Origin of the sequence: Paenibacillus sabinae T27 (genome assembly GCF_000612505.1) — a bacterium.
Taxonomy (GTDB): domain Bacteria; phylum Bacillota; class Bacilli; order Paenibacillales; family Paenibacillaceae; genus Paenibacillus_AQ; species Paenibacillus_AQ sabinae.
This window is the reverse complement of record NZ_CP004078.1, coordinates 1718546-1743158: the sequence shown is the minus strand read 5'-3', so window position 1 is coordinate 1743158 and position 24613 is coordinate 1718546. Positions and strand designations below refer to the sequence as shown.

The window sequence follows — 24613 nt, the reverse complement described above, 5'->3', positions numbered from 1 at the left end:
AGTTTATCTGTACTTTTAACCTGCAAGCCATTCCTATTCCCGAATCAAATCCACAGCCTCCCGTCTCATGCTAAGCGGTGTCTCTCGGGTCGGTCTTCCCAAGCGGATCAGGAACTGGATCGTTTCGCCCGGCGACGCATACTCTCTGTGGATTCTGCCGTAAGCCTCTCGCATTTCCGGATATTCCTCCAAGACCTGGCTGAGCGGCTGCATCACGAGTCCTTCCTCATGCGCGGCAAGGATAAGCCTGCTGTACAGCATTCCCGCTTTAACCTGGCTGGTCCGGCTGTTATCCTTGCTGAGGACCAAAGCATACGCCGGAGTATGGCTCGCTGCGGTTCGGGCCGTCTGGACGGCGAGCTTGGCCGCGGCTTCTTCATTGTTGAGGGAGGGAATGAGCGTGATTAATCCTTGCAGCAGATGCTTTTTCCAGCCCGTCGTTCCTTGCCCTTCAAATGAAAATCCAAAACGGTATTTATTCTTCTGATACTCATTGGAACGAAAAATCCGGGCCGACTCGTCGTTCATCCGCTGCAGACCGGTTTCGATTTCCGTGCCCTCCACACCGTAGACGCCAAACTTCTTGATATCCTCGTTTCCGTTTAAAAAGGATAAGATCAGGTCCTGCTCCGTGTCGGTTGCGCTCAGCTTCCGGATTTGAGCCGGCGTCACTTCATCCGCCCGATAGGCCATTCTGTTCGTATCCGGCAAGAACATAAATTCATAAAGCGGATCTCGCCGGGGGTTCGCCTTGGACAACGTAATCTTCGCCACCGGCTTCCGTTCCATGCTCTCACTTAAATGTTGTTCATCGTACTCCCCATCCGGAAACAGCGTGATCTCTGCGGGGTATCCCAGCTGCTCGCCGGCTATCCGCATATACTCCAAAAAGGTGCCTTGTGAAACCAGCGTTTGCCGGGCCAAGGGGTCCGATTCCGGCGCAAGCCGTTCGCTGTCGGTGTAAAGATAGAACAGCAGCGGGTTCTGCTGGTCCAAGCGAATTTTCCATGGCTGCAGATTATGGCTGTTCGCGGCCAATAATCCATGAGCCACGAGCTGCAGTCGCGGGTCCTCGAACTGTTTGGCATAATCCCGTTTCCAGGGATCAAGATATTCGGCCTTCTTCAACGCACCGCTGGCAGTGAACAAGGTGAAGGCCAGCAGGGCGAGCAGAACAATGACAGACAGGATTATAGTTCTTGTTATTTTGTAGCCCTTGCTCATGCCCTTCTCCCTTTATACCTCGATTTTTCGGAGTCCTGCCTTTATGACCGGCACTTCCTCTTGTTCATAAGAAACCTTATAGAACTCATTAGCGAACGGATAGGTCGGCAAGAGCACCTTTTTCTGATCGGGACTACCAAGTCCGGACGGGTCGAAAGGAACGCCAAGAACATACAGCTTGCCCATGCCCTGCAAAAGATTCTCTACAGCGTCCGATTCCAGCGAGATGCTTAGGGTCTGGATTGTATCGCGCTGACCGGCCGGCAGGTTAACCGAGCGAAGATCGCTTCCGAAATAAATCAGCGCTTCGCCCGCGCCCATGGCATCCGTAAAATCCTGTTCCTCCAGTTTATTCCCGGCAGCGTTCTTAACGAAAGACCAGATGTCTCTGTTATGGCCGCGATAGATTACGCCTAGAGGAGTTACCACCGGACATTTCAAAAATTCGTGATCATCAATTGTCGTCTCGCCAGGCTGCTCGATTCCCTCCTGCATAAATAATACGGCTTGCCGCAGTGAAATCTGGCCTGTGAGAACGAGCGCGGCGAGTATGCCTGTTCCCTCCGCAAAGATTCCGGCAGGACGAATCCCTAATTCGAGCAGCAGCTTTGCAGATGCGTATTGAAGGGCAAAAGACTTAAGCTGCTCTCCGCCACTCTTAATTTCCTGCTTCGCTTTCTGGTAGGCCGAGTCAAAGCCTGGGAACCGGGAGCAGAGCGCATCCACTTCACTGCAGCTTACCTTTAGATTGCCGTCCAGCATAAGATGTACCGCTGTCGTTCGGCTTGGATTGGAGCGTCCTTTGGTAATTTCAGCAAAAGACTCGCCATTTTCAACCGCGGAAAGAACACTCGTCAAATGCTCACGGGACCTGATGACGGCAGCCGCTTTGGCGGACATTTCTTTCTGTGAAAGATTCATTGTGCAGCATACGGAAGCTGCGCTAGCCTCCTCATGCTTTTCAAGATACGCTCTGAGCTGTCCGGCAACGGCCCTTATGCTTTGTTCATTTCTGCCGGTAAGCATCAGAAGATGCGGTTCGTTATCCGCCGGAGAAAGAACATCCGCAGTCTGCGGGGCCTGTTCCAAAATAACATGGGCGTTGGTACCTCCGAATCCGAAGGCATTGACACTTGCTCTGAGCGGCGTGTCTCCTTCCGCCTTCCATGGTCTTGGATATTTATCGACCACATAGAACGGGGATTGCTCAAAATCGATATTCGGATTCGGCCGGTCATAATTCAGCGTATGCGGCAGCGTTTGATGCTTCAAGGCAAGAGCCACCTTGATCAGACTGGTCACCCCGGCGGCGGACAGCATATGGCCAACGGAGGATTTGACTGAACCGATTCCGCAAAATTGCTTCTTGTCCGTAAAGGTGCTGAACGCCTGGGTCATCCCCTCAATTTCAATGGGGTCGCCAAGCGGCGTGGCGGTACCGTGCGTTTCGACATAAGAAACCGTTTCGGGATGTATTCCCGTCCGCAGGAACGCTGCCCTGATTACCTCGGCCTGCCCCTGCGGTCTTGGCGCAGTAATTCCCTGGGAGCGGCCGTCATTGTTAATGGCCGAGCCTTTGATGACCGCATAGATGTAATCGCCGTCTCTCTGCGCGGCTTCAAGCGGCTTCAGCAGTACAGCTCCGGCTCCTTCACCCAGCACCATTCCGTTCGCTCTTTGGTCAAACGGGTAGCAGACTCCGGTCGGCGACAGCGCGGTCACCCGGCTGAGGGAGACGAACGGCGTCGGGCTAAGGTTCAGGTTCACGCCGCCCGCAATGGCCATTTCAGACTCTCCGGTGCGAAGACTTTCACAGGCCATGTGAATGGCTACCAGGGAAGAGGAGCAGGCGGAATTTACGATCAGACTGGGTCCGGTCAAATTCAAGCAATGGCTTACCCGCGCCGCTACCTCATTCAAGCCGTTGCCGGCGACCGTATCGGGAACGAGGCGGGCCGGCTCAAGAACGCCGGAAATGCCGGCGAGAATTTCCTGCCGTTCTTCAGGGTTCATCCGTTTGAAGGCGGGGCTGTCCGCCAAACGGTTCTTGATCAGCTTATAGGAACGGTAATTGGCGAAGTGCTCCATATAGGTGTTCTGCTCGCAGCCTGCGAACACGCCGATTTTGCGGGTGCGGTATTTCCCTCCATACCCCGCTTGCTGCAAGGCCTCCCAGGCGATCTGCAGAAAGATCCTCTGCTGGGGATCGGTGGCCTCCGCTTCTTTCGGCGACATTCCAAAGAACAACGGATCAAAGTCGTACGGAGCGTCGATAAAGCCCCCACGGCTGATGTAAGTCGTATGAAGCGCCGTGGCATCGGTGTTCACATGCTCATCATTAGACCATCTTCCGGGATCGACAGGGCGAATGGCGCTTCGGCCGTTATGCAGCAGCTCCCAATATTCCTCCGGATTGCCCGCTCCGGGTATGCGCAGACCGATCCCGATAATGGCGATATCTCCAAGTTTTTCATTCTTCCCGTTGTCCTCGGGTTTCTTGTTCTCCCCGTGAGCCGCTGCCTTTACGGGTTCAGCCGTGAGCAGCTCCACAATGTGCGCGGATAATTCTTCGGGCGTCTGGTATTCAAAAATGAGCGTCGGGTACAGCTCGGTATTAAAGATGCCGCCAAGCTTGGACACCACCTGAACCGCCCCGAGCGAATCCAGGCCAAGCTCCATGAAATTCTTGCCCGCCTCCAGGTGGCTGACAGGAATTTGCAGCTGCCCGGCTATTGTCCGGTATACCGTTTCCCGGATTTCTTTTGCCGTGTGGTAAACCTGCGTCCGAGCGCCGGTATCGGCGGCGGCTGCGGGATGACGTTCTGCTTTAAGAGCGGCCGGGCGTTCCTTCTTCTCATCGGTTTTTACCAGGTCCAGGATATGAATGACATCCGGCCGGGCGGTTCCCAAGGCTCTCAGGAAAGCATCGGCGGCTCTCGAGTGAGCAAGCGGCTTCAGCCCTTGTGATCTAAGCGTCAGCTCAAGAAGATTCCCAAACTCCGTTCCCGCCCCCGTGTCCGACCAAAGCGAGAAGTTGACCGACAAGGAACGCCCCGGAGCCTGCACCTTCGTTCGATAGGAGCTGTAGCTATTCAAGAAAGCGTTGGCCGCGGCATAATCGCCAAGACCCGAGGCCCATGCTTTGCGGGTGGCCGAAACCGAAGACAGGGCCGCGAAGAATCGCAGCGGCTCTTGACGGGTTACGAGGTCCGTAATAATGGTCCCCTTCCATTTGGGAGCCAGAATGCTGTCCATATCGTTTACACTTCGGCTTAAAATCTTATGCGGCGTGTATTCCAGCTGTCCCGCGGCATGAACGACTCCGTGCAATGGGCCATAGGCGGCGTGAATGCTGCGCAGCAGTTCCTCCATTTGAGCCTGATCCGTAACATCTACGGCCGCGTACATCACCTGAGCGCCCAGCTCTTCCAGCTTTGGCAGGAGGGGATGATCTGGCGGAAGCTGTTTTCGGCCAGTAAGAACGACATTGATCCGTGCTTGCCGCGCAAGCGCCAGAGCAATTTGGCCTCCCACGAGCCCAGTGCCTCCAGTGATCAGGTACGTTTCCCCATCGTTAAGGTTAATAGCCTGTCCTACGGCCGGCGCGGGCATTTTCTCCAAGGTGCGCTCATAACGGACACCGCCGCGTATGGCCGAGATCGACTCCTCATCGGCCTGCTGCTGTATGGCTAAAGTCAATGCTTTGGCCAGCTCCCGGCCTGACGGGTATTCCTGCTTGTTCATATCAACTATCGATACCCGGATTCCGTCATTCTCGGTACCGATGACCTGGCCCAGTGTGGCCGCAGCCGCCTGATTCGGATTGCCCCCGCCTGCATCGTCAGGCAGTGCATAAGCTTTATCCGTAACTATGACCAGCTGGACATCGCTCAGCCCGTGGCGGACCAAACCTTGCCCCAAATACAGAAGACTGTAAAAATGTTCATTCACGCCGCCATCCTTCAGCAGATTCTCGGCATGAAGCTCTTCCTGCAGATAATGGGATAAATGAATAACTGCCGACAGCCTGCCTGGCACCTGCTCCAGCAAATCCGCATAATCCTCCGCATGGTCGGGCCGTATGGTAAAGCTGCGCTTGCCGTCGAAATGGAACTTATCGCCGGAGGCAGCGTAGTAGACCGGGTTCCGTTCAGTGTCCGTCAGGCGTTCCAGCTCCCCGCCGATCTCCAGGTTGCCATTCCATACGATCAGGGCTCCTTCATTAAACAGGGTACCGCCGGTAAGGTCCGCAGGTTTCCACTGCCATTCGTGGAACAAGCCGCTGCCATTTGCCCCAGCTTCCGAGTCTGCTCCAAAGTCCGGCTTGAACGTCTTATGCTCGAAAGGATACGCCGGGAGCGCCACTTTCCGGTAGACATGCTCGGGCTCTATCGCTGTCCAATTGATGCCCGCTCCCAGCGAAAATAACTGCCCAAGCATACCGAGCCAGGTCTCCCAGTTCTCTTTTTTGCGGCTAAGAGAATGGAGCACCTGCGGTTTGCCTGGATGCTGCAAGCCTCCCGCCATCCCGGCAAGGATAGCGTCCGGTCCGCATTCGACCAGAACCGAGACCTCCTGGTCTATCGCGTAAGTCAGGCTTTGCTCAAACTTAACGGCATCCAGAATATGCTGCATCCAATACTGCGCCGTGGGTGATTCCTGAATGACTTCAGCGGTCACATTGGAAATGACCGGAATTTGCGGAGCATGGAACACAGTGGCTTCCAGTTCCTTCTTGAACGCTTCCAGCATCGGTTCCATCAGCGGCGTGTGAAAGGCTTGGGACACATTCAGTTTCTTGGCTCCAATTCCCTGCGTCTGCAGCGCGGACACAAATGCTTCCACCGCTTCCGCCGTTCCGGACACAACCTGATGCGTGACGTTGTACCCAGCGACCCACAAGGAACCTTCAAAGGACTTCAGCAAAGCATTAAGTTTGCTGGCTGAAGTAAATACCGCCGCCATGGCGCCCGCCGCCGGCAGCTCACTCATTAACTTGCCTCTTGCGGCTACCAATCTTGCCGCATCCTCAAGGCTCACGACGCCCGCGAGACAAGCAGCAACCCATTCCCCGATGCTGTGGCCGAGCAGGTAAGCGGGCCGGATGCCCAAATCGAGCAGCAGTCTGCCAAAGGTATAGTCCATCGTAAAGACGGCCGGTTGAGTGATGTTCGTCTGCGCAAGAACTTGATTGTCGGCCGCCGCGCCGTAGAGCAAGTCGGTCAGCTTCAATTGCAAATAGGGATAAAAGGCCTCGGAGCACTCGTCCACAATTTGACGAAAAACGGGAAGCTGATCGTATAAAGCTCTGCCCATCCCCGCATATTGCGAGCCTTGTCCGGTAAACATCAACGCAATCTTCGGCGAAATCAGGGCCGATACCGGCTCAGGCGAAGGGAGCTTTAATTTGTCGATCAGGTCCTGAGCCGAATCCGCTACCGCATGGAAACGGTGCGGCAGCGCAGTACGCGTCACATTTTCCGTGTAGCACACATCCCCGAGCGAATACTCCCCGGATTGTTCGAGAAAGGCCGCCAGCTCCGCCTTTTTTTGCTCCAGCGCGGAAGGAGTGTGAGCCGACAGCCCGATGACGTGCTTCGGCCGCTCAGGATACCCTTCCCTGCTTATCGTATGTCCCTGCAGCGCCTCTTCAACGACCATATGGCTGTTGGTCCCGCCAAAACCGAAGGAGTTAATGGCCGCTCGTCTGGCCGCTCCCTCCGCCACTTTCCATTCGCTGGCTTCAGGGAGCAGATAGAAAGGAGTCTGCTCAAATTTCAGCATCGGATTCGGCTGAACAACATTCACCTGCGGCGGCATCGTTTTGTTCCGCAGGGCCATGACGATCTTGATAAAGCTGGCGATTCCCGCCGCGCCCAACAGATGCCCGATATTGGATTTTACCGAACCAATGGCTATCGATTGCGCGGCAAGCCCCCAGCTTTTGAAGGCTTTATCAAGCGCTCTGACTTCGCTCGGATCCCCGATTTTCGTGCCCGTTCCATGGGCTTCCACATACTGAATGTCCGCCGGATTCAGCCCGCTGCGCACATAGAGGGACTCGATCAGCTCTCTCTGCCCGTCAGGGTTAGGGGCCATAACACCGATGGAGTGGCCGTCGTTGTTGATTTCACTGGCCCTAAGAACCGCCAGAACGGAATCTCCGTCTCTTTGCGCTTGCTCAAGTGGCTTGAGCATTACCAGCCCGCCCCCTTCTCCGGGTACGAAGCCGTCGGCGCCGGCATCAAAGACGCTGCTGCGCCCGCTGGCAGATAAAGCGCCGGCATTGCTGAAATATTGATACGAGGTAGGCGTCAGCAGGAGAGAGATTCCTCCAGCTATAGCGGATTCGCATTCCCCTCTGCGAATGGAATCGGCGGCAAGGTGAAGGGTAACCAGCGACGATGAGCACGCCGTATCCACGGCCATGCTCGGCCCTTTGAAATTGAATTCCTGCGAGGTTCGCGCCGGAATCATATTAACAATATTATCGACCAGCAGATTGGAATGGTCGCCCGTGATTCCCAGCTTCCGTCTCCACTCCTCCATTATCTGCTCCTGCTGCTCACGGCTGAGCACGGCGAAGCTGTCAAAGCTCTGCAGCTTCATCCGGTTCAAGGTATTCAGATGATATTCAAAATAGGAATTTCCTCCTGCACCGACAAATAGTCCGACCTTCTTCCCGCTCATTTGCTGCCGGGAATACCCCGCCCGTTCGATCAGCTCGTATGTCAGTTCCAGGACCATTCGCTGCTGCGGGTCCATCACAGCCGCTTCTTCATCGGAGATGCCAAACAAGCCGGCGTCAAAGCCGTAGGGATTGTCAAGAAAGCCTCCTGTGCGGCAGTAGGTCTTGCCGAATTCCGGACTCGGACTGTAATAGTCATCAATATTCCAATGGCTGACGGGCACTTCGCCGATTGACGTCACTCCCTGCATCAGGTTGTTCCAGAACTCCTCCGGGCTGGACGCTCCCGGGAACCGGCAGGCCATGGCGATCACGGCAATATCTCCGCCGCCGGACTTGACGCCACTTGAAGCGGACGGCTCCTTCCGCTCTTCGGAGGGGCTGCCCTTGGAGTTAATCCAGACGGCAAGGTACTCGTCCATTTCACGCACGGTGCGGCATTTGATTAACAAATCATGCGTCAGTTCAATGTGCAGCTCATCCTCAAGCGCCCCAAGAACTTGCATTGCTTTCAAAGAGGTGCCTCCCAAAGACAGGAAGGGCTCATCGTACGGTATGGTTTCTACCGGTTTATGAAGAACAGAAGCCCATATCTTCCGAATGGTCTCTATAAATGCACCGGAAGCGGCTTCGCCGCCTGATTTTTTCTCCGGTTCCATCGGATTAGCTTCGGCTGTAAAATAAGAGCCAGGATACGTCTTATCCTGAAATTCGCCCTTCTTGAATGATTCGACAAGATTGAATCGCTGCACTTTGCCGCTGGTCGTCTTGGGAATAGAGCGGATGAATGAGACATAGTCGACAGGAATACCCATTGTCTCGTTGATATGGCGGAGGATTCTGGAATAGACCGGCTTTACGTCCTTCTCCTGCAGCCGCTGGGTGGAGAACAGCCCCACCTTTTCTTTTCCCTCTGCCTCATCATGCCAACCGCAAACGGCCATTTTTCCAGGCTCAACCTCGTCCAGCTCCTCAATGACCGCTTCAATATCATGGGCGAAAAAGTTCTGCCCGTTGACGAAGACTATGTCCTTGATCCGTCCGCTGACCGATAAACGCCCGTTCAAAATAAAACCGGTATCGCCGGTCTTTAGCCACCCGTCCTGAAAGGATTTGGCTGTAACCTCAGGGTTGTTGATATAACCGGAAGTGACATTCCGCCCGCGAATCTGGATTTCGCCCACGGTTCCCTCGGGAACGACTTCGCCGGATTCCTCCTCCACAATCCGAATTTCCATGCCATGGACAGGATAGCCTTCATCGGCCATTAATGTGGCCCGCTTGTCGTCCTCGTCAATGGCCTCGGCACGCGATTCTCCCGCCAGCAATTCGCGGTTCAACGAGTGAACCAGAGGCTCTTCACCCAGGGCGGGAAAGCTTACGGCCAGACAGGCCTCGGCCATCCCGTAAACCGGAAACATGGCATTTTTGTTGAATCCGCTTTTCGCAAATTTATCCATGAATTTCCGCATTGTTTTGACTGAAACGGGTTCGGCGCCGTTAAAGAGCAATCTTAACGAGCTTAGGTCCCAGGAGCTCAATTGTTCCTCCTTCACCCTGCTGTGAACGAGCCGAAGACCGAAATTGGGGCAGCCGGAGAAGGTGATCCGGTGCTTATCGATGATATCGAGCCACAGGGTCGGCCGCTTGACGAATTTCATGGGCGTCATATTGAATTGATGGATGCCGCAAACCAAGGTGGAGAGGTGAAAGCCGATCAGCCCCATATCGTGGTGGTATGGCATCCAGCCGAGGGAGCGGTCCTTGTCCGACATCCGGCAGCTGGAGATAATGGCCTCAATGTTTGTTAACAGGTTGTCATGAGTCAGGATCGTCCCTTTAGGTATATTCGTGCTGCCGGAGCTAAACTGGATCAGCGCGGGCGAATGGGCGTCAGCCAGCATAAGAGTTCCGTCCTGCTGCGCCTCATCCAGGCTTGAAGCTTCAAGAATCTGCAATCCGCTGATGCCGAGTGTCGTTTCCATTTCTTCACGGGACTCCAGCAGACTTCGGTCGGACAGAATCCGGGGACGCTCAATAACCTCCCAAATGGCCTGCAGCTTGCTAAGCGAGGTATTGATTACCTTGGAGGATGCCGGGTAGGATGCCGGAACAGGGATAACACCGCCAAGGATGCAGGCCCAGAAGGTAAGAATGAAATCCTTGCTGTCTTCCAGCAAAATCAACGCATACTCGCCCGGCTTAAACCCTAGTTCCTGCAGACCTCCCAGGCGGCGGGTAGCTCCATCCAAGAGCGCCTGATACGAAAGGAAGAATTCCGAGTTATCATTTTGGATAAAAGTAATGCCTCTTTCCGGGTTGCCCGTCACTTGAACGAGGGCATTCGCCAGATTGCCGAGCTCGGCATATTTGCCGGTTATGCTTTTTCCCTTGAGAATAGATAGATTCTCTTTACTCTTCCTCTTGAATCTGCTCACAACATTTCCTCCTTGGCTAATCGTACTTTTGAACCTTTTCTAGTCACAAACATGTGGGTCAGAAACAAGCCAAACAGCAGCAGACTGGCCGTAAAAATATGCCGGTGCCCCCAAACGTCCATCACGACTGAGGAGAAAAACGGCCCGGCCGCCGAACCAAAGCCGTAAAAGGTGGTGAACCATGCATTTCCCGATGACCTCTCGCTTTGAGGCAAATCCTGAACCGCAAGAGCCATTGAGAGAGGATACAGCGGCCCGATCATAAACCCGGCGGCGAAGGAAAAAAGCATTTTAAGAGACATATCCGATACGTACACGATGCCGGTCACGGCCACAATCGAGAGAAGCACACATATAGCCAGGCACTTCCTCCGTCCGATCCGGTCGGCCAGATAGGTTAATGGAAGAAGACCGATAATGCTGCCGATTACAAAAATACTTAAAGCATACCCTGTCTGGGAAACCTCGACATGCTCCCTTATTAAGTAGAGGGGATACAACGAAACGACAATCGTTTCGCTGAACCCGTACACAAAGGCCCCGAAGAGTGCCAGCGTAATTTTGGATATGACCTTGTCCCTTGCACGCCCGGGAATGATCAATACATCGGTCAGCTTAAAATGAATAATTCCCGCGGCGAGCACCAGGCACAGACCGCTGAAAGCAAAGGGCAGCCATGCCGCATAACCGTACACCTGCGGCGACAGCGCCGCGCTGACTATCAGCCCCAAGGCATAGCATAAGCTGTAAATTCCGTTGATCATCCCGAGACTTTTTGCACTCGAAAGATTATGCAGCGCTGTCTGCATCCCCACCATATTGCAGCTGATGCCAATACCCATCACGGACATGAGGCCCAGCCAGATACTATTGACGGTAAAAAACGGGAAAATCGATGCGCAAACTGAGGTTAGCAGCAGCCCTGTCGTAATGACCCTTTTCACATTGCTTCCTCTCATCGTGCGGTCCACAAATACGGAACCCAGTGCCATAAAGAAAAAATAAGAGGAAGAAATGATGCCAATCCAGATTTCATCTCCATGGTTGGTGGTCATGTGGGTCGTAGAAAGCGGGTTGATGACGCCCATGGAGGTTCCCACCAGAAGGGCAATGCTGTAAATGATCCCTTTGCTTCCGCCAAAGAGCTCATGAAAGTTGCCCGATTGCTGCTCCATTTTCACTTAGGCCCCTTTTACAATGATGGTTGCTTGCGCATGACCGCCTGCAGCATTTGCATCTGCTGTGCTCCAAACCAGTTCATATCCTGCTTGCCATAGATTTGCAGAGCTTCGCCGGTAATATAATCTGAAGCGGACGAAGCCAGGAATACCGCCGCATCGGCAACGCCTGATGGAGGGATGGCCCTTCCTCTGAACGCAGCGGGGGCCATATCGGTATCCACAAGCGCCGGGCACAGCGCGTTCACCTGAATATTGCTGTTCTTTAGCTCTTCCGACAAAGACCGGGTCAAACCAAGGACACCATGTTTGGAGGCTGCATAGGCGCTCATCATCGGATAACCGATAAACGAGGAGTCGGAGCCGATATTGATGATCTTGCCCTGCTTCTGTTTCAGCAGATGCGGGATAACCGCATAGCAAAAGTGATACGTTCCCAGCAGATTCACCTGAATAATCTCGCTCCACGCCTCGGGGCTCATATCGGCCGCTGCAGCCATTCCGGTGATTCCGGCGCTGTTGACCAGAATATCAATATGGCCGAAGCGTTCCATGGCCTGATCTACGGCCTTATATACACTCGAAATATCGCTGACATCAGCCGATATCGCCAGAACCTCCGCACCTAACTTGCGGATCTCTTCGGCTGTTTCTTGGAGCTGAAGAGCCGATCTGGATACGAGAACAATATCGGCTCCCTCCCGGGCCAAGGATTCCGCGATGCTCCGTCCGATGCCTTTGCTGCCGCCCGTCACAATGGCCACTTTATTGGACAGCAGTCCTTCTCTTGATCTAAGCTGCGGTGCCGGCGATTCGATCGACGAAAGCAGGTTCAGCATATTTTCGGTGTAGTGCTCCGCCAGGCGATTGATCGTTGACGCCGCATGAAGATTGGACGAATATTCAATCTCAAGGGCCAGTTTGCCCTCCTCGATGGAGAAGAAAAATTCAATGACGGATATTCTTTTTTGCTCCGGCAGTGCGAACCGGCGGTCCAGCCCTTCCTTCGAGAATTCAAAGCCGGGCAGCTTCGGCATATCCCGGTTTCCGAGATAATTGGCCCTGATCGGCGTTAATTTGACGTCCGGGTACATGTAGATCGGCAAATTCTCGGAGATAAGATCATAGCTCACCCCGCCAAGCGGAACCTCCTCCAAACTCTGGCGAATGGCGCGGACAAGTTCCTGCCAACTGCTATTCTCCTCCACATGAACGCCCATCGGAAAATTGACGGCAAAATTGCCGGGCGTCTGCATAAAGCTCTGCTCGCTCCCCAGCTCTCGCCCATGCACCCGGTGGCTGACAATGACCTTCTGGCGCTGATAGAGACTGCCCAGCAGCCGGTAAAGCGGAGCCAGCAGAATCGGATATACATTGCTGCCAAAGTGCTTTTTGGCCCGGCCCAGTACCTTCGAAGTCTGCTCTTTGTTAAATTCGAAGCGGATAAGCCTTGCGGACTGCTCATCGTTTGGCCCCTTGATATAATCGGCAGGGAGCTTGAACACGGACTCCGGCGGAAATTGGGATGACCAGTAATCCGCATAGTTTTTGCCGTGAATTTGTTTGTGTTCCTGTACGGCCTTAATGAAATCGGCATATGAATGAGGCTTCGGGAGCTGCACTTGCTGCTCTTCCGGCCCGAGACCGGCATAAATCTGCCAAATTTCCCGAACCAACAGCTGGTTGGTAATAATATCCGAAATCAGATGATGGCCAACCGCCGCAATATCGTACGACGACTCCGAAATCTGAACGACGACAATTCGCCATAAAGGCCACCGGTCAACCTGCAATCCCTTAATCGCTTCGGTCAGGGCTGCTTGAATCGCTTCATTTCTTTCGGCTTCCTCCATATGGGTGCCGTCGTAGAAATCCACATTGCTGTCCACTTCCTTCGAAAGGAAACGCTGCTCCCATCCGAAATCCTTTTGCACCAGGACGCTTCTCAGTACATCATGCCGCCCGTTCAATATAGCAACGGCTTTTTTGAACTGCAGCAAATCCAGCGGCCGGTTGTATACAAATCGGGTATAGCCCGCCCAGCAATACGGGGATTCAAAATAATTCATCAGCCAGCTCTGGGCCGGCGCCAGCGGAAGGGTGTCCTCCGCTTTCATCTCAGGGAGATGAGGACTCTCCAAAGGCTTCGCCGGATAGCCCAATCCACCGAACAAGTCATGCAGCGCTTTGCGGTCCAGCTTGCCGTTCGGGTTCTTCGGCAGCCGTGGGAGCCACTCCAAACGATGCGGAATCATGTAGTAGGGGAGCTTCCGGCCGATAAAATCCTTGATTTCTTGTTCCTCAGTCGTCTTGCCGGACAGGCAGGCCAGCAGGATTTGCTGTCCGGGAACCAGCTCAACTACAATGACAGCAGCCTCGTCGATATGATCATGGGCGTCCAGAACGGCTTCAATCTCGCCCAATTCCACCCGAAAGCCGCGCAGCTTCACCTGATTATCGATGCGGCCATGGTATTCGAAGCTGCCATCCGCCCTTTTCACCGTCAAATCCCCAGTCCGGTAAATGAATTCCCCGGGAGTTTCCGGGAACGGATTCGGGTGGAAGGCGGCGCGGGTCTTCTCCGGATCATGCAAATATCCTTTGGCCAGCTGAATGCCGCCGATCCACAGCTCGCCCATTTCGCCCTCCGGAACTTCACGCATCCGCTCGTCCAGATTTTTAATAAACACGTTGTTGATAGGCTTGCCAATAGGGATGCTGAACTCGCCGTTCGACCCCGGTCTTTCGGAAACGATATGATAAGTGACATCGATGGAAGCCTCGGTGGGACCATAGAGATTGGCGAGTCCGGTGGACTTCCCGTACCGGTCCATCCATTTCTGAACCGGAGAGAGAGGAAGACCTTCTCCACTGAAAATGAGCCAGCGCAGCCCGGGAAACGCATATCCCTCGTCCTCAAGCGAATTGACAAATTCACCGAACAATGAGGGCACAAAATGCATGACATTGATGCGGGTATCGATCATCCACCGGGCCAGGCTCCACGGATTCTTGACGACCTCCGGCTTGGCCGGGCACACAGTTCCGCCATACATCAGCGGCCACAGCAGCTCCCAGACCGAGATGTCGAAGCAGCAGGACGTCTTTTGCGCCACCCGTTCGCCGGGCTGCAGCCGGAACGTCTCCTGATGCCATTCCAGCCGGTTCATATAGCCGCGGTGATTCAGCACAACGCCCTTCGGATTTCCGGTTGATCCCGATGTATAGAGAACGACCATGACATCATGGGGCGAGCTTATGACCTCAGGATCGCGCTCGGAATAGTTCCTCCACTGCGCCGAAGCAGGCTGGACTTGCCGTTCATGCTTGTCAACAGCTTCATCCAGATAAATCAATGCCCGGACAGACGAGCTTTCCTGAACGATTTGGTTCGCCTGCTCATTCAGCAGCTGTTCCGTCAGCAGGAACTGAAGCTGGGCATGCCGGGTAATATACTTGATCCGTTCAGGCGGATACACCGGATCAAGAGGAACATAAGCGGCCCCGGCCTTCAGAATTCCTAATATTCCGACAAGCATCAGGTGACCGGGAAGCGTCATAATTCCGACCAGCGTCTGCGATTTCACTCCCTGTGAGCGCAGATAGTTAGCCAAGCGGTTGGATAATTCATCCAGTTCGCGGTAGGTGACGCTTCGAGTTCCGTCCAGAACAGCGACGGCGTTCGGGGTAAGCTTGGATTGCTCGGAGATTTTTAGATAAGGGATCTCCGCTGCCGCCGTTTCGCTATCCTCTGACGAACCAGCGCTGCCGCCGTCCAATTTGGAAATCATTTCATTCATCGTCCGGCATTCGAACAAAGCTCCCTTATCGATATTCCCGAATACGCCGCCCAGCCTCGTGATGAGCCGGATACGCTGCAGGGAATCGAGACCAAGCTCGGCTTCCAGATCACGGGACAGATCTTCGGCGCCAAGCTTCCTTGCGCTGATTTCTTGGGCGATGGCCCGCAGCTTCTCTTCCGTCTCACCGGTCCTCCGATCCGCCTGCGGTCCCGGCGCCACAGAGACAGACTCGGCGGTCTTCCCTTCAAATGCGGCGAGCCGGTTAATATTTTCAATAAATCTGCTCATATGCTTGTCGATGTAGCCGTCGTCAAAAAAGGTGCTGTCATAGTTCGATGTGAGCATCAGTCTGCCTTGAAAAATTTCTACCAGATTGTCTATCGTCCCGGGGTTGGTTCCCGTATAAGCTTCATAATCTTGAACTTCATACTGTCCGTAATTCTTGTCAATGGATGTGTTTCCTACGAAGGAGAGATAAAGGTTTGATTTCAATGTAGAGCGGATCATGGAAGCAGCCGCTTCTGGCATGCTGCCATTGTGCAGGCGGATCGAGTCTTTGGAGTAGTGTGCAGCTCTGGAGGTCTGCGCCCGGTCCATTCCTGAGGATAGCTTGCTGTTGATGACTTCTTTGGTTCTGCCAATCAGCGATTCCCAGCCATCCCCGGCATCGTCGCAATTAAAGGTAAGGGCCAGATTCTGCGCAAACGCGCCGAGCACGTCTGTTGCATCCTGATTGGGGTACAGCTTGCCGCTTGTCGGCAGATTGAGAATAATTCGGCTTTGTTCTTCCCCCTGCTGTTTGATCGTCTTTAAATACGCGCTGACCAGAAGAACAAACAAGGAGGTGCGCCATGCTTTGGTACGCTTGAACAGGAGAGACGTAGTCTGCTCATCGATCCAATATTTCCGGGTATGGATTACAGCTTCTTTCGTACGCTCAGGTGCGAGTGCGCCTAAGGATTTATAGGGGTTGAAAAAATAGGTTCCCCTCCCCTGCTGCCGTACATAATCGTCCAGGGCTTGAACTTCCTCCGGCGCTTCCCACTGATTAATCTTCATAACGATATCGTTATACTCTTTGGCGCGAAGGGCAGGTCCCAGCCGGGCGTTTCTCTTGTGCGATCTTGCGCCGTAAATCTCCAGCAATTCCTTCACGATCTGCTGGTTGCCGAGACCATCCGAGATGAGATGGTTAATATCCAAAATGAGTTCGAATTCATCATCGGCGGTACGCATCACTGAGAAGGTGTGCAGCGGCCACCGGGTAATATCAAATTTACGATTCAGCGCGTCTTCAAATTTTCGGGAGATTACTTGCTGCTGTGCCTGCTGGTCCAGATGCCGGATATCCTCCACGGGAATCTCAGGCGGAGCAACATCCTTGAGCAGTTTCAGGCGGTAGCCCTTCAGGCTGCTTGTCCCTTGATCAAGGGTAAACACGCTCCGGAGAACAGGATGGCGGTAAATCAGCTCTCCCCAGGACTCTCTCAGACTTCCCAAATTCAGCTCGCCTCTGACCTTCACTCCCGTGCTGATGGAGAGATTAGCTACGGATAAATACGTGACCAAAAATAAATATTGGGTATGTAAAATTTCAAGAAACTCAGGATCATTTTCAGAAATTCCTGCCATAATAGGGGCGTCGGCGTTCAGAACCGGCTGGGGGACAATACCGGCATTCTTCCGCCAATCGGCAAACAACTCTACAATATCTCCGACGGTCTGCAGGGTCAGCAGCGAAGCGAAGGAATATTTGCATGTAAAGTCATCCACCTGGTCTGCAGGAATGAGTCTCAGCATAGCGTTCATGAGCGAAATCATTTTGATCGAATCCAGCCCCAGATCACTTTCCAGATCCATATCCACATGCAGATCGGCAAGGTTATGGCCGGTGATTTCGGAGATCAATTCGCAGACCTCCACCCTGAGCTGCTCGCGCATTTCACCGGTTATGGAGACGCCATCGGCAGTGGCCGCAATTTCAGGAGAATTCATAGTTTTTCCAAGGGAGGCTTCCCACGTCTCAAAAATACCCAGCAATTCACGGACAGTGGATATAACCAGCAATGATCCCACCGGGTGAGCGTCTTGAAAATCATCCAGCTGTTCCTCCGGGATCAGCTTCATCATTTCATTCATCAGCGAAATCATCTTGATCGAGTCCAGCCCCAGATCTTCTTCCAGAAACATTTCCTCTTCAATGTCTTCAATCCTGTGACCCGTCACACTGGATACCGTCTTAAGAATCCTTTGCCTGGATGCACCGTTTTCTTTGGATGGATCAACATACATTTTGCTCATTAAGCTATCCCCCTTATACGAAAGGTATTATTGATCTTACATATGTATGTACCTTGCGCTGGGATTTCTTGTCAATGATTTTTTACCTTATATTTCATTTTTTATAAAATTTAACGGCGTTTTAACATAGTTATGCAATAAATCCATAATAAACTGTCGCATTCCATGTAAAAAAGTAAAATAATGGGGTTCGTTTCGACTTAGTTAACCAGCTTTCGTGGGTGTTGAAGGGTGTGAGGAGAAAGGGGGAAAAGATTCCTGCCCGACCACTACCGTTCCAACAAGCTTTTCAGCTTGTCGAGCAGCTGCGGGCTCAGATCGATTAAGCGGCTGTATGCATCTTTCGGGGATTCAAGGGGTACCATCTGCACTCCGGAAGGACCGATGATGAGAAAAGCGACGGGAATAATGGACATGCCCACTCCAATCCCTCCACCGAACGGCAGCTTTGCAGCAACCGCGCTTGAGAATTCAGTGCCCCCGGTCACTAATCCAAAGTTCGTCCGGCAAATGGGGATGACGACCGTACCGTCCGGCGTCTGGATTGGCTTGCCAATGACAGTCTCTGCGTCGTTCATGCCTTTCAGATTTTGCAATGCGGTTTCGACCAATTGATGAATGTGTTCGGACATGTCGGCACCTCTTCTTTTACTTCAGTGCTAACCAGTCTGGACAATATTTTATCCCTTTAAACGGTCAAAAAAAGAAGGCGGAGACGCATCTCCGCCCTTGCTTTTACTGAACCGCCTCTTTTATCGGCTCCGCAACTTTGTTAACCAGCTGACTTCTGTTGATCATACTGCCAGCCTGTCCGCCTACAATCCGACCCACCCGGTCGCCCAGAAAGCCGCCGAGCGTAGCTCCAACCACAGTGCCGACGCCGGGCAGAAGCGCACTTCCAAGTACGGCTCCGTACTCGACTCCAGCCATAACGCCGACAGCCCCGGTTACGTTCTCCACCGTACGTGCGGTGAACTCCTGTCTGCCAAGCTGCCCTTGCTGCAAGTTTTTCGTGTCCTGAAGCTGTGACATGCCTCCGGAGAGAAGGCCTGCCCACAGCGATCCGCCCTGGAACATAGGAAAGCCCTCCATTCATCTGAATAACCGCATGCTGCGGTCTCATCAGATTGTGCCCATTTTGTCTACTAGTTATCGGCTGTATTACTGGAAATCTTCTCCTCGTTTCGTGTGGTTAGCGATTGCAGCCTGCTTTGTGCGGCCGAACCTGCATCCTTCGCCATTTCGGTCAGATCGAGCACGGTCTCCGTTCCCTTCACCGCCCATTTCCTTACGGCTTTTCTGGCCTCCGGCGAACATGCCAACAATAATGCCGCAGCGCCCAGTATTAAGCCAGCACGTGATTTTATCATGTGAACCCCTCCAAAAAAAGGATTAACAAAGCGGTAAGATTATTCCTCAAAGCACGGCGTTTTATGCGTGAAGTTTCTATGATCCGGCGAATAACCAGGTTTTAATTGCAAATACTATTTTGGCGAAAAAAAGCAGTAAAACCACCACCTAAAAGGAGCAATTTCATGTCGATTACCGCTCATAGCAGGGTTATCCGCTTTTTGCCAGGGCGTATTCGCCTTGAATTTGCAGGTCTGCTGCACAGCAAGTCAACCGAATTGTCTTTGCGTCAGGATCTGGCGCTCCTTCCGGGTGTCACCAAAGCCGAAGCATCCGCGATCACCGGCCGGATTCTCGTATTCTATGACGAACGGCAAACGTCCGGGCGCCAGCTGCTGCAGCAATTGGAGCGGCTCGAGAGCAAGTATAATGGCTCTGGAGAAGATAAAACGGTTATTCAAGCTTCCCGGGAGGCGCCTGTTCTTGAAACTGGAGATCAAGAGGCCTGCGCCGAAGCGGCGGTTTCTGCGGAATCGCCAGAGCTGCCGCTGAAGACTTCGGTACATGGAGGCTCCATGCCGGTTTCACATGCTGCCCAAGGGGCGCCGGAAACAAATTCAGCCCAGGTCTATCCGAGGTCTACTTCGCCTCCAGGCGTCCCTCTTCCGCTCGCGATTGCAATGGGCGGACTGCTGGTGCTTGGAACGAAGCAGCTGTTTTTCGGCAAGTCCGCATGGGCTGGCAGTCCGGTTCCCTTTTACATGTCCGGGGCGGTTGCCGCCGTTACCGGTTACCCTTTTCTGCGAAGGGGCTTTAACCGCTTTACCGAACAGGGCAAGCTGAATCCCGATCTCATTCTCGGGACCGCTGCGCTGGGACTTGCGCTTGTCCGGGAAAATCTCGTCGTGCTTGGCGCATTAAGCCTTCTTCAATATGTAAATTGGAAACGCAGCCGGATCGGGCTGGACGATATGGATACTCCGCCGCTCTCTCCCGAAATCCAGGCCTACAGCGAGCGCGCCGGACGCTTGGGGCTGGCCGCCGCGGCGGGAACCTGGCTCTTTACCCGCAGCCCTATGCGGGCCATTGCCGTTCTGCTTGCCGCCAATCCGCGGGCGGCGACCATTCCGGTGAAGACGGCTTGGCAGCAGGCGGAGCTTTACGCCAAAGAAGCGCAGGCCGGCCTCCCGCGTGGAGAATCGGCAGCGCATCTGGCACAGACCGGCACACTGCTGCTGGAAGACACCTCCCTGCTGATGCAGACGAAGATTCAGGAGACGGAATGTGTATCGCATGAGGAAGACCCGGACAAAATCATTTGTCTGACTGCGGGTCTGATGAAAAAAACTGCGCATCCGTGGAGAGATGAAGTGCTGCGGAAAGCAAGTCTGACATGCCGTACCCTGCGAACAGCATTTCACGTCGCCGAAGAGGATGACGGACTTAGCGGCCTGATCAGCAATACATCTTATTGCGTCGGCAATCTTAGCTTTTGCAAGCGGCATGAAGTGGCCTTCGAGCAATATTACCTGGAGGCTAAACGCATTGAAAGCAAAGGCTGCGAAGTGCTGTTCCTGGCGAAAAAAACCGGCGGGAACTGGATAGCCCAGGGACTGGTCTACCGTGGTCAGCAGATCGACTCCGGGCGGGCGGCCCTGCTCTCGCGGGCACGGCAGCAGGGCATGCAGATATCCGTGCTGGAGGATACCCCCGGCATCGGCCGGGATAGGGTCGCCCAGCTCGGCCTGCACACGGATTGGCTGAGCACTCCGATCCATGAAGCGGCGGAGCGCATCGCCAAGCTTCATGAACAAGGGAACCGGGTGCTTCTCGTTAGCGAATCACCCGGCGAATACAGCCGCTATTTGATGGAAGCAGGCGTTCCCGGTGTGGCGTTCGATCAGCTGGAGCAGGTGCTGGGCGCCAAACAATCCGCACAAAAGCTGGAAAATACGATAAATCAACACTACCAAATCACGAAGAAATGGAATGTACTCGGAGCTCTGCTGGCCGCCTTTGGCGTGCTGAGCGCCCCGCTTGCCAATTTAACCAATGACGCCCTGTCGCTAATCTTTCTTTCCCGCACGCAAAAGCTGGCGCAGCAAGCATTTCCCGCTGATACCGCAAGTAGCGCCGGGGCTCATAACGAGGTGGCAGCGGCGGCAGAAGCGGCCGTGTGGCACGGGATGCCATGGGAGTCAGTCACGGAGCAGCTTCGGGTTAATGTGCAGCGCGGCTTAACGGCTGCTCAAGTGAACGATTTGCGCAGCCGGCACGGAATCAACCGGCTTGCCGAAAAGGAACAGACCCCCTGGGTCGTGTCGTACGCCAGCCAGTTCAAAGAATTTACGACGCTGATTTTGCTGGGAACCTCGGTGCTTGCCCTGTTCACGGGCGGATTGTTCGACGGCCTTGCCATGGGCGCCGTGCTGCTCGCCAACGCGGCGATCGGCACGTTCCAAGAGCGGAAAGCCGAGCGGATTGTCGAAAGCTTGAACCAGTTTCAGCCTCCGGCCAGCAAGGTCATCCGTGACGGCGCGGAAGCTATTATCGACGCCACCGACCTGGTGCCAGGCGACATCGTCTGTCTGGAACCGGGCGACCGGGTGCCAGCCGATATTCGCCTGATTCGCGCCTGGAACCTGGAGGTTAACGAATCCGCGTTAACCGGGGAATCTGTGCCTGTCGCCAAGCAGGAAACCGAGGCCGAAGGAGACTGTCCGCTGTCGGAGCGGAGCTGCATGCTGTATATGGGCACCGATATTTCCCGGGGCAAAGCTTTGGGTGTCGTTGTTCAGACCGGCATGAACACGGAATTCGGCCACCTGATGTCGATGCTCAAAACGAATGAGAAGACAGCCACGCCGCTTCAGGAAAAGGTTACGTCCATCAGTAAAAAGTTCGTTAAATGGGCGTTTATCGCCGGAAGCATCGTATTTGTGTCCGGACTTCTGCGCGGCGTTCCGATCCCTGAGCTGGTGAGCACCTCGATTACGCTCGTCGCCTCGGCGATTCCTGAGGGGCTCCCGGTTACGATTACAATCGCACTGAGCGCGGGCATCTTCCGCATGTCCAGAAAAAACGCGCTCGTCCGCAAGCTGTCGGCGCTTGAGACACTGGGCCATGCGACGATCATCTGTACGGACAAGACCGGCACGCTGACGAAAAATGAAATGACGGTCAAGCAAGTCGCCGCCGTCGGCCATGCCTGGGAGGTATCCGGCAGTGGATATGACCCGGCGGGCGGTTTCCGGGAAAAGGGCCGGGCAGGGGGCGAATCCAGTCTGCCGGATTCAGCGGCTGATGAAAGCAATGCCGCGCAGCCGGAACTGCAGCGAATCCTGCAGATTGCCTGCTTGTGCAATAACAGCAAGCTGATCAAGGAAGGCTCGGGCTGGTCGATACAGGGAGACCCGACTGAAGGCGCGCTGCTGGCAATGGCTCATAAAGGCGGGGTCAAGCCGGAGGAGCTCAACCACTGGCACCGCGGCGCGGAGATCCCTTTTGATTCCGGGACGGGAAAAATGAGCGTGGTATGCAAGGACACTTCGTCCGGGCAAGCCTGTTACATTTTCTCCAAGGGTTCTGTGGAATCGATCCTCCGCCGCTGCAGCAGGTACCAGCAGAACGGCGAAGTACACCCGCTCACCATGGAGCTGCGGGCAGACATCCTGAAGGAAAGCGAGCGGCTCGCTTCCAACGCGCTGCGGGTGCTCGGCTTCGCCTACCGCGCGCTGGAGGCGGAGGAGCATGACCGTCAGGAAGACCTCGACGAGCGGGAGATGATCTATGTCGGCATGGCCGGCATGATCGACCCGCCGAAGGCCGATGTACGGCAAAGCATTGAAGAAGCGCTCTCCCTCGGCGTGAAGCCGGTCATGATTACAGGGGATCACCCGATTACGGCGATCGCCATCGCCGAGCAAATCGGCATTACTGGCGGCAGCCGGCCGGGTCAGGTCCTCACCGGTCACGAACTGGACCGCATGAGCGACGAGGAACTGGAGCAGTCGGTCGATCAGGTGTCCATCTTTGCCCGTATGACGCCGGAGCATAAGCTGCGCATCGTCAGTCTGCTGCGCAAGAAAGGGCATATCGTCGCCATGACCGGGGACGGCGTGAACGACAGCCCGGCGATCAAGCGGGCAGACGTCGGGATCGCGATGGGACGCGCCGGTACGGAAGTCAGCAAAGCAACCGCCGATATCGTGCTGAAGGAAGACCACTTCGGCTCTATCGTAGAGGGGGTCAAGGAAGGCCGTACCATTATCGGTAATATCCGCAAGGCGCTGGGCTGTCTGCTCACCGGCAATCTCGCGGAAATTCTCGTTACAAGCACTGCGGTGATACTCGGCATGCCGATTCCGCTTGTGCCTATTCAAATTTTATTGATGAACATGCTGACAGACGCGCTCCCGGCCATGGTTCTGGCCGTCAACCCGGGCAGCAAAGCCAAGCGGACGAAACGGGCGAATATCGTGGACAAATCGCTGTACCGCAAGGTTATTACGCGCGGAGTGCTGCTTGGCGCGGGATCGCTCGGACTGTTCGGCCTGGCTCTGGCCTCCGGTCAGCCCGTGGCTGTGGCGCAGAGCGTCGCTTTCGCGACACTGGTGGCCGGCCAGCTGATCCAGACGTTCTCCTGGCGCCAGGAGGACACCGAGCAAAAGGTGGGCGATTGGAGCAAAGACCGCTTCCTGGTCGGCGCGTTGAGCATTTCCTGGCTTGCCCTGCTGGGTGCGCTCTATGTGCCTCCACTTAACCAGTTTTTCCATACCGCGCCCATTCCTCTGCATCTCTGGGGGCCCATCCTGCTTGTCGCCGGCTCGATTTCCTGGCTTTCGAGACCGATTCTGTCCCTGCTCGAAGGAAAGGAACAGACGACGGGAACGGCAGTCCCTGCCTATTCCGCAGCCTAGCTGCGGGATAGTCTTTTTTATATCCACTTTAGGGAGGTTATCCGAACATGCTGGAACGAAACACGGACAGACTTATCGTGGGCACCGCGCTCGCTTTTGCCGCCTCCACGCTTTGGCCGATTGTGAAAAACACCTTGAAGCCGCTCACAGAAACCGGGGTACAGGGCGCCTCATTCCTGACGGATCGAATTCAATACGCCGTGCAAATAGCCCGCGATGAAATGGAAGACATTGTCGCCGAAGCCCAATTCGAACGGATGCGAAAGCGGCTGGATCAGGAGATTTCCGCGGAATCCTCTTCAGCCGGAGAGACAGGAGGCACACTGCATGCAGAACCTGACCATTGATCAGCATCTTCAGGAAGCGCTCGCGCATTTGGAGGAAGCCATCAATCAAAGCATACATAGCGTGGCGGACAATCAAGCCTCCAGCAAGGAGATCGGCGGGAAGTGGGAGCATTTTTTAGGCCAGTTTTACGGCATGGTTAAGGATAAGGGGAAAAAGTCACGGGTCAACCTGCTCAGCTGGATCTCTTTTGCCAAAATCCGTTGATGTACCATGTTTCGCTAAAACCCGCGGTATATAATCCTCTTTAAGCCGGCAAATCACTTTGCCGGCTTTTTTGCAGCCTTGGCAATACTAACTCTGAAATAGTAAGCAGCCTAATCCGCTGATTTAGTGATCAAATCATAGACCCTTTTCAAGTTTGTCT

10 protein-coding genes are annotated in these 24613 nt (G+C 54.4%); 3 read left to right on the top strand and 7 right to left on the bottom strand.

The window, feature by feature from the left end:
• Positions 1 to 33: 33 nt before the first annotated feature.
• From PSAB_RS07955 to PSAB_RS07925, 7 genes are all read right to left on the bottom strand, one after another.
• Positions 34 to 1224 (bottom strand): Acg family FMN-binding oxidoreductase, encoded by a 1191-nt coding sequence (locus tag PSAB_RS07955; protein ID WP_025334045.1) that lies wholly within the window; start codon positions 1222 to 1224, stop codon positions 34 to 36.
• A gap of 12 nt (positions 1225 to 1236) precedes the next feature.
• Positions 1237 to 10350 carry a type I polyketide synthase gene (locus PSAB_RS07950; protein ID WP_226991780.1) on the bottom strand — a complete coding sequence of 3038 codons (9114 nt, stop codon included), beginning with the start codon at positions 10348 to 10350 and terminating at the stop codon, positions 1237 to 1239.
• Complete coding sequence (locus tag PSAB_RS07945) at positions 10347 to 11525, bottom strand: MFS transporter (protein WP_025334044.1); 1179 nt, start codon at positions 11523 to 11525, stop codon at positions 10347 to 10349. The genes PSAB_RS07950 and PSAB_RS07945 overlap by 4 nt, the downstream gene beginning before the upstream one ends.
• Before the next feature lie 17 nt (positions 11526 to 11542).
• Positions 11543 to 17632 (bottom strand): non-ribosomal peptide synthetase, encoded by a 6090-nt coding sequence (locus PSAB_RS07940; RefSeq protein WP_226991779.1) that lies wholly within the window; start codon positions 17630 to 17632, stop codon positions 11543 to 11545.
• A 269-nt stretch (positions 17633 to 17901) separates the two neighbouring features.
• Positions 17902 to 18264 (bottom strand): GerW family sporulation protein, encoded by a 363-nt coding sequence (ytfJ, locus tag PSAB_RS07935; protein WP_038596748.1) that lies wholly within the window; start codon positions 18262 to 18264, stop codon positions 17902 to 17904.
• A gap of 103 nt (positions 18265 to 18367) precedes the next feature.
• Entirely contained in the window at positions 18368 to 18709 is a 342-nt protein-coding gene (locus PSAB_RS07930) for a hypothetical protein (RefSeq protein ID WP_025334042.1), read from the bottom strand.
• 68 nt (positions 18710 to 18777) lie between these two features.
• Positions 18778 to 19002: a hypothetical protein gene (locus PSAB_RS07925; RefSeq protein ID WP_025334041.1), complete on the bottom strand. Its 225-nt coding sequence runs from the start codon at positions 19000 to 19002 to the stop codon at positions 18778 to 18780.
• A 165-nt stretch (positions 19003 to 19167) separates the two neighbouring features.
• Between PSAB_RS07925 and PSAB_RS26430 the strand changes: the two genes are divergently transcribed.
• The 3 genes from PSAB_RS26430 to PSAB_RS07910 are packed head-to-tail and all read left to right on the top strand — an operon-like array spanning position 19168 to position 24453.
• Positions 19168 to 23901 (top strand): cation-translocating P-type ATPase, encoded by a 4734-nt coding sequence (locus PSAB_RS26430; protein ID WP_025334040.1) that lies wholly within the window; start codon positions 19168 to 19170, stop codon positions 23899 to 23901.
• A 47-nt stretch (positions 23902 to 23948) separates the two neighbouring features.
• The gene (locus PSAB_RS07915; protein ID WP_025334039.1) at positions 23949 to 24248 is read left to right on the top strand and encodes a hypothetical protein; all 300 of its coding nucleotides are present in this window, start codon (positions 23949 to 23951) and stop codon (positions 24246 to 24248) included.
• Positions 24229 to 24453, top strand: coding sequence for a hypothetical protein (locus tag PSAB_RS07910; RefSeq protein ID WP_025334038.1), 225 nt, complete (start codon positions 24229 to 24231; stop codon positions 24451 to 24453). Before PSAB_RS07915 ends, PSAB_RS07910 begins: the two co-directional genes overlap by 20 nt.
• Positions 24454 to 24613: the final 160 nt, after the last annotated feature.